This is a genomic window from Sporomusa sp. (assembly GCF_035561255.1).
Taxonomy (GTDB): domain Bacteria; phylum Bacillota; class Negativicutes; order Sporomusales; family Sporomusaceae; genus Sporomusa.
This window is the reverse complement of the sequence record NZ_DATMXX010000212.1, coordinates 1-7,702: the sequence shown is the minus strand read 5'-3', so window position 1 is coordinate 7,702 and position 7,702 is coordinate 1. Positions and strand designations below refer to the sequence as shown.

The 7,702-nt window shown below is 42.9% G+C and carries 7 protein-coding genes and 1 riboswitch; of the genes, 1 reads left to right on the top strand and 6 read right to left on the bottom strand.

What is annotated here, in order from left to right:
* Nucleotides 1-59: 59 nt before the first annotated feature.
* From pssA to VN379_RS11650, 4 genes are all read right to left on the bottom strand, one after another.
* Nucleotides 60-740 (bottom strand): CDP-diacylglycerol--serine O-phosphatidyltransferase, encoded by a 681-nt coding sequence (gene pssA, locus VN379_RS11665; RefSeq protein WP_325533981.1) that lies wholly within the window; start codon nucleotides 738-740, stop codon nucleotides 60-62.
* Nucleotides 737-1,378, bottom strand: coding sequence for a phosphatidylserine decarboxylase family protein (locus VN379_RS11660; protein WP_325533978.1), 642 nt, complete (start codon nucleotides 1,376-1,378; stop codon nucleotides 737-739). Before VN379_RS11660 ends, pssA begins: the two co-directional genes overlap by 4 nt.
* Before the next feature lie 89 nt (nucleotides 1,379-1,467).
* The gene (locus VN379_RS11655) at nucleotides 1,468-2,196 is read right to left on the bottom strand and encodes a WecB/TagA/CpsF family glycosyltransferase (protein WP_414714992.1); all 729 of its coding nucleotides are present in this window, start codon (nucleotides 2,194-2,196) and stop codon (nucleotides 1,468-1,470) included.
* Nucleotides 2,197-2,253: 57 nt separating this feature from the next.
* Nucleotides 2,254-4,227 carry a PBP1A family penicillin-binding protein gene (locus tag VN379_RS11650; protein ID WP_325533976.1) on the bottom strand — a complete coding sequence of 658 codons (1,974 nt, stop codon included), beginning with the start codon at nucleotides 4,225-4,227 and terminating at the stop codon, nucleotides 2,254-2,256.
* 129 nt (nucleotides 4,228-4,356) lie between these two features.
* Here VN379_RS11650 and VN379_RS11645 point away from each other — a divergent pair, with 129 nt between their 5' ends.
* Nucleotides 4,357-5,289, top strand: coding sequence for a polysaccharide deacetylase family protein (locus VN379_RS11645; RefSeq protein ID WP_325533974.1), 933 nt, complete (start codon nucleotides 4,357-4,359; stop codon nucleotides 5,287-5,289).
* 40 nt (nucleotides 5,290-5,329) lie between these two features.
* Here VN379_RS11645 and guaB read toward each other — a convergent pair whose 3' ends face one another.
* Nucleotides 5,330-6,784 (bottom strand): IMP dehydrogenase, encoded by a 1,455-nt coding sequence (gene guaB / locus VN379_RS11640; protein WP_325533972.1) that lies wholly within the window; start codon nucleotides 6,782-6,784, stop codon nucleotides 5,330-5,332.
* Between the two features lie 138 nt (nucleotides 6,785-6,922).
* Entirely contained in the window at nucleotides 6,923-7,561 is a 639-nt protein-coding gene (locus VN379_RS11635; protein ID WP_325533970.1) for a 3D domain-containing protein, read from the bottom strand.
* Between the two features lie 3 nt (nucleotides 7,562-7,564).
* Nucleotides 7,565-7,702: riboswitch (cyclic di-AMP (ydaO/yuaA leader) on the bottom strand.

Sequence of the window (7,702 nt, the reverse complement as noted above, 5' to 3'; positions counted from 1 at the left end):
ATGCATATGTTTCGGTTAAATGTGTATTTTTCCTGCTGTAACAGATTGACAAAATAAATTTAAGTGGCAGAATGACGGTCAAATAAACCGAACAGAGTATTCAAAATGCCGAATAAGGAGTACACAAAAAATGGCACAAATAATACTGCATTAAGGGTTAAAAACAAAATATATACGCCTACAGCGACAGAAATGGCAACAGGAATTAACCGAACGGGCTCGCCGCCTTTACCTTTAAAATCAGGATATCTGATCGTGCTCACCATTAAATAGGCAAAAATTGCTACCATTAAGGGAAATATCCAACCGGACGGCTTCATGCCCAATATGACAAAAGTTGCTACAACACAGCCGGCAGTTGGGATTGGCAAGCCCATAAAATAGCCTTTAACGCTACCTGTATTAACATTAAATCTTGCTAAACGCAACGCTCCGCAAGTAGCGAAAGCAGCGGCAATAATATACCCAGCCATACCAAAGTCTTTGAGCATAAAAGCGTATGCTAAAATGGCGGGAGCTACGCCAAAGGAAACCAAGTCACACAATGAATCAAGTTCTTTGCCAAAGTCACTGCTTACACCAAAGTATCGAGCAACCCGACCATCCAGACCGTCTGCGACCAGAGCAGCAATAATTAATAATGCTGAACAGGTAAACTCACCTTGAAAGGTAAAGATAATGGCAAACATGCCCAACACTATGTTAACTGCTGTTAATATATTAGGAATAGCATTTCTCACTTTTCCTTTAACCTCCCTATCACGGTAATTCCGCCTTTAACTCTGTCCCCCTTTTTAACAAGTATGTCTACTGTAGTTGGCACAATGAGTTCAGTACACGATCCAAATTTAATCAATCCATAGCGGTCACCTTGCTTAAGTACACTACCAAGGGTGACCCAAGATACAATACGCCGTGCCAGAATACCGGCAATTTGCGTAACTAAAACACGCATCTGGCTATTTTCTAGACCAATAGCGTGGCGTTCATTCTCGCAAGCTGCTGCTTCTTTATATGCAGGCTTAAATCTACCGCAAGTATATTGCTGAAACTTAATCTCACCATTAATCGGGCTACGATTGACATGCACATCAAACACAGATAAAAAAATTGTGACCTTGATACTCTTTTCATTAAGAAACAGATCGTCGTACACCTCATTGACGCCCATTACTTTGCCATCGGCTGGTGATACGATCAATTTGTCGTCCACTGGCACATCACGTTTGGGATTGCGGAAAAAGAAGGTAACAAAGGCCGTTAATACTCCGGGAATAATCGCCCAATATAAGCTTAAAGCTAAGGCAGAAATTATAGTGACTAGTCCAAGTATAGCAATATAAATATATCCTTCTTTGACAACAGGAGTTTTTACCATCTATCCACCTCCCTGTGAAAACCTCCTCTGAAAATTAAAGCCAAAAAGCAAGTTCAGTATATCAGTATAATATACTTGGTTTACTTTGTCTAACATTTTTTACCTAGCATGACTTTGACAGCAAAACGGGGCAAAGCCATCATTCTGATAACTCGCTGTGGCTGCAGGAGTAAGCGGAACAGCCATTCCAAGCTGATGCGTTGCATCCAGAGTGGTGCACGTTTAACCGTACCAGCCATTACGTCAAAAGTGCCACCGACGCCCATACATACAGGGACGTTTAGTTTAGACAAGTTTCTCGCCAGCCACTTCTCCTGTTTAGGAACTCCTAATGCAGCTAATAAGATATCAGGTTTGGCAGCTCTAATTGATTCGATAATAGCTGGCTCATCCTGGTGTGTGAAAAAACCATCCCTTATACCGGTAATGATCAGGCCAGGATAACGTTCTATTGCAACCTTTTTTGCCTTTTCAATAATTGCAGTCTGGCTACCAAGCATAAAAACACGATAGCCGTGCTTAGCGGCATGGGCCAGCAGGTTTTGAGAGAGGTCGTAGCCAGCGACTCGCTCCGGCATAGTATATCCTTGATGCCGTGCCGCCCATACAACACCGGCACCATCAGGCACTACCAAAGCACATTGATTAAGGATGGCAGCTAATTCCTGATCTTCTTGTGCCAGCATAACCATCTCTGCGTTGGCGGTAGCGACTAAATGCGGTTTTTTTTCTGCAATAAACTGTTCGAGCTTGGCTTCTGCTTCCGACATAGTAACAATATCAATTAAAACACCTAGAACAGTTGCTTTAGTACTCACTGAGAAGTATTAACTCCTTAACTTTGTTTTACTATACTAGCACATTGTACCACAAGTTTAAAATGACGGCAATCTCGACCACGGCCATTTCCAAAATGGCTGCTTACGTTCCTGCTGATTGGGTTGTTGTTCTTTTGTGCCTGGTGTCAGCCAGGACTTAGAACGACTTTCAGGTAATGGTTGGGTTCCCTGGACAAAAGCACTATATTCGATTTCTTTACAGCCGCTTTCTGCCAGCTTACCTGTGTTTGCACAGATCGGGATACCAGTAATTACATTAGATGGAACCGGGAAATCAGTTGGCGGCGTATTTGCTACTATTTTGGAAACCATCTTACCCCATAACGCCGAAACCTCAGTACCAGAGATCCCTACAGGCTTACGGTTATCATTACCCACATAAATACCAACTAATATATCCGGAGTATACCCAATAAACCAGGCTGTTTCATAATTGTCAGTAGTACCTGTCTTGCCAGCGGCTGGGCGTCCAAGATTAGCTGGCGTCGCAGTACCGGCCTGGAGCACACTTTGGAGCATATCTGTTAGAATATAAGCTGTTTCCGGTTTAAGTATCGATTGTTGGATTATCCTGCCTTCTTCAAGCACCTGGTCATTTTCATCAAGTACTTTAAGGATTGACACAGGTTTAGATAATACACCGCCATTCGCAAAGGCACTATATGCTGTCGTCAATTCCCACAAATTAGTTCCCTGAGTTAGACCTCCCAATGCGGAAGCCAAATTATTATCTTCAGGTGTTAATGTTGTAATCCCTAAACTTTTGGCAAGTGCTAACGCTTGATCTATTCCTACCTGCTGTCCAAGTTTAACAGCAGCTACATTGACTGACAAGCGCAACGCTTTTTTCATAGTAATAGGACCACGGTTCTTTTTATCATAGTTAACCGGTGAATACCCATTGATGTTAATGGGTTCATCAACAATTATGGCATTAGCAGCCAGGCCCTGATTAAGGGCGGTTGCATACAAAAATGGTTTAAAGGCTGAACCAGGTTGGCGGACTTCTACGAATACGCGATTTATTTGACTTTCCTCATAACTACGCCCGCCTACCATCGCTTTAACATAACCGGTCTTGGGGTCAAGGGCCAGTACGGCTCCTTGTAGCTCACCTAAAGCCGCCTCAGCCGCTTGCTGCTGCTTTATGTCTAAAGTGGTATAGACTTTAAGACCGCCTTTATATACTCTATTGGCGCCATAGCGTCCAACCAATTCATTAGCAACATAATCAAGAAAATAGGAAGCTTGTACCACCCGCTTTTTTTTGCCGGCAACTTTGATGGGCTCAGCTTTAGCACGTTCGGCTTCCTGTTCTGTTACATAGCCTTCTTTAACCATCCCGGCTAGCACAACTGACCGGCGATCTAAGGCAGCCTTCATATCAATATAAGGTGAGTAAATGTTGGGACCACGCGGCAATCCTGCAAGCAAAGCGCTTTCAGATAATGACAGCTCTTTGGCATGTTTGCCAAAATACATTTGGGCAGCTGCCTCTACACCATAAGCTCCTTCACCGAAATAGATCTGATTTAAATAAGCTTGCATGATTTCTTGCTTAGAAAATTTGCGTTCAATAATTAAGGCCAGCAGCGCTTCTTTTACTTTCCGGATTAATGTTCGTTCTTGCGTAAGAAACATGTTCTTTGCCAGTTGCTGGGTTATGGTACTTCCGCCTTCCACAAGGCTACCTTGGCGGATATTAACCACAATGGCACGAATAATCCCGATTGGATCAATACCAATATGATTGTAAAATCGGGTGTCTTCATTTGCTATGATCGCCTGCTGAACATAGGGAGACATATTGTTAATTGTTACTACAATTCGGTTTTCCTCAAACAACTTAGAAATTAGTTGACCGTTTATATCAAATACTTGAGTAGCAGCAACCAAATTTAAGTTATTTAGACTGTCAGTTCCTGGCAATCCTAAGAATGCATAACAAATATTAGCCGACATTGAAAATAAAACAACCATGACTGTGATTATAATAATTTTTTTTGGCATAGGCATACACTCCTCTTAGAATAGTATCCCCAAGCTACCTAAGTTTTACATGCAGGAATAGTGAATCTGACGGAGAATATACGAGATTTAGACAGTGTTTGTCAAACTAGCGCTAACAGGAGCGACTAAATGAAGCATAAATCATGGCTTTTTCAGGTAATATGCAGCTTAGGCGCTGTGTGTCTTACCATACTGGTAGCATCGCCGCTGGCATTGATTATCTCCGCTAATCTCAACTTTCCTGTACCGGTTTCAGGTTCACCCTTACATCAAGAATCTCAGCCGGACACTGTTGCGTATATTACCTCACCAGGCACAATTACTGATGCTTACTACATGAATGAAAGCTTTGATAATCCGCCGCTTTCAGGGAAGCCGGCCTATGATGTATTCACTGTGGAAGAAAGGCAGGCCCAAGGACTGGCATTGGAGGTTCCGAAGGTTACCCCGTACCATGCTGAAAAGGTAGTTTACCTTACTTTTGATGATGGTCCGGCACCGGAAAATACTCCAGCTGTACTGGACATCCTGAAGCGTTATGGTATAAAGGCAACTTTCTTTGTAGTGGGAAATCAGGCTGAGAAGAATCCGGACATTTTACGCCGCATATATCAGGAAGGGCATGCTATTGGTAATCACTCTTACAACCATGTGTACCGTGAGTTATATCAATCACCTAACACTTATGTTTCTCAATTGCGCCATACTGATGAGATTATAAAACAAGTAATTAGTGTACGACCGCGTATCTCACGTGCGCCAGGCGGTTCTGCCGGTAGCTTTACCAAAGAATACTGGGACAACCTAAGTAAACTTGGCTATATTGAGGTTGGCTGGAATATCAGCTCTGGTGATGCTTCAAATGCAAAAGCCAAACAAATTTTGGGTAATATTGTTGCCCAAATGGATAGCAGAAATTTATGGAGCCATGCAATTGTATTGCTGCATGATGGCCGTGGCCATGGCGAGACAGTAAAAGCCTTGCCTGATATCATTAATTTTTATCAAGACCGTCAATTTGAATTTCGGGTTGTTAGTTTTGAGACTCCTGCCCCTTGGTAATGAGTAAAATGCTTTGGACGTTGGTCCAAAGCATTTTTTATTAAACACTATAGTTAGGCGACTCTTTCGTTATGCTGATATCGTGTGGATGACTTTCTTTTAAACCGGCACCAGTGATACGGATAAACTGGGTTTTAGTAATAAGCTCTTCTATATTTCGAACCCCACAATAACCCATACCAGCCCGCAAGCCACCTATCAGTTGGAATACAGTATCCGCTACTGAGCCTTTGTAGGGCACTCGCCCTTCAATTCCTTCAGGTACGAGCTTGTCCATGTTTTCTTGGAAATAGCGGTCTTTGCTGCCTTCAGCCATTGCCCCCAGCGACCCCATGCCTCGATAAACTTTATAGCTACGGCCTTGATAAATAATGGTTTCACCTGGGCTTTCTTCTGTTCCGGCAAGCAAGTTTCCAATCATTACAATCTGAGCACCAGCTGCAATTGCTTTAGCTACATCTCCTGAATACTTGATGCCGCCGTCAGCAATAATGGGCACGTTGTACTCATTGGCAGCCTTGGCACAGTTATAAATTGCGGTAATTTGCGGTACTCCAATACCGGCAATTACCCGGGTCGTGCAAATAGAACCAGGTCCAATACCTACTTTAACGGCATCAGCGCCTGACTCAATCAAATCGCGGGTAGCCTCGGCAGTTGCAACATTACCGGCAATAAGATCAATAGCCGGGAAAGCATCTTTAATTTTTCTTACTGCGTCAAGTACGCCCCTGGAGTGGCCATGGGCAGTATCCACAACAATTACATCAACTTTAGCACTTACGATGGCCTCTACACGCTCCATCATATCTGATCCAACACCGATAGCGGCTGCCACCAGCAAGCGTCCTTTCGCGTCTTTAGCTGAGTTTGGATACTTCTGCGCTTTTTCAATATCTTTAATAGTTATAAGACCTTTTAGGTTACCTTCAGAATCAAGAAGTGGCAATTTCTCTATCCGGTGCTCACGTAAAATTGCTTTGGCTTCTTCCAGTGAGGTGCCAACATGGGCAGTGATAAGATGCTCTCTGGTCATACAATCAGCAATTTTACGGCTTAAATCAGTTTCAAAACGCAGGTCCCGGTTGGTCAAAATACCAACAAGTTTGTTATTGGTAGTAACAGGTACCCCCGAAATACGATATTTTTCCATGAGGTCATGAGCATCCTGCAGGGTATTATTGGGGGATAAAAATATCGGGTCGACAATAATGCCATGCTCAGACCGTTTGACTTTGTCAATTTCATTAGCCTGACGGGCAATAGGCATATTTTTATGGATTACCCCTATGCCGCCTTCACGTGCCATGGCAATCGCCATCCGGGCTTCGGTAACGGTATCCATTCCTGAGCTAATAATAGGGATATTAAGCTTAATATTTTTAGTCAAATATGTTGACACTTCTACTTCCCTGGGAAGAACTTCCGATTTTGCCGGTACTAGCAAAACATCATCAAAAGTTAACCCTTCAGGACCGAATTTGTTGTTAAGCATTGACTAAACTCCTTTCACCAAACACATCTAATAGGTATTTCCCAATATAATAACATAAATAAAGTTACCAAATCTACCATTTTTCATGTAATTTTAAAAAAAAATAAACAATGCCTGGCAGAGTGCCAGGCATTGTGATTAACTAAGAACATATACTTTAACATTTTGAACGCCGAAATCATAGGCTTTATCTACAGAAACCATCGCAATGTCGATGCGATTTCCTTTGATTGCGCCACCAGTATCTTCTGCTACGCCATACATGCCATTACCATCAGCAAATTCAATATATAGTCTTGAGCCAAGTGGAATAACCCGCGGGTCAACAGCAATTACGCCTGGACGTATCTGAGTACCCATATACGTCAGGTTGCCCCATTGTCCATTGTCATGCGGACCAGGGGCATAAGCAGTAGCTTTAATAGCCAAAACGGTTTTGTAGCGTCCCGGGGCACTGCCGCGCGATACTTCCGGCCCACGGTCACCTAACAGGACTTGAAAAGTAGCCTGTCCAACAATACCATCGGCATCAATATTTTTTGCATTCTGAAGTTCTATTATCGCTTGTTCGGTAGTTTCACCAAATATACCATCAGCAGTAATCTGGGTAAAGCCTAAATCATTAAGCCGTACCTGAAGCTCCTTTACGTCTTGGCCTTCCATACCGGGTCTGAGTGTTTGGTCACCCAACGCAGCAAAAGCTGGTGACATCCCCATATTAGCCGCTAAAACAGCCATAGTAATGGTACCAATAATAAAATTTTTGATGTTTTTCATTAAAACACCCCTTTCTAAACGCCTACGAGGTTAGCTGACGGGTTCGGGACAAAGGGAAATCCCTACCGCATAAAGCGGATTCACCCCAAAAAATGGGTCCCCCATTTTCCTATTAACTAGGAAATTCGGCATATAATATAT

Bases quoted from the DNA above. Each gene is read 5' to 3' on its own strand.
- VN379_RS11635 (WP_325533970.1), bottom strand. From the start codon at position 7,561: ATGAAAAACATCAAAAATTTTATTATTGGTACCATTACTATGGCTGTT.
- VN379_RS11645 (WP_325533974.1), top strand. From the start codon at position 4,357: ATGAAGCATAAATCATGGCTTTTTCAGGTAATATGCAGCTTAGGCGCT.
- guaB (WP_325533972.1), bottom strand. From the start codon at position 6,784: ATGCTTAACAACAAATTCGGTCCTGAAGGGTTAACTTTTGATGATGTT.
- VN379_RS11650 (WP_325533976.1), bottom strand. From the start codon at position 4,227: ATGCCAAAAAAAATTATTATAATCACAGTCATGGTTGTTTTATTTTCA.
- VN379_RS11660 (WP_325533978.1), bottom strand. From the start codon at position 1,378: ATGGTAAAAACTCCTGTTGTCAAAGAAGGATATATTTATATTGCTATA.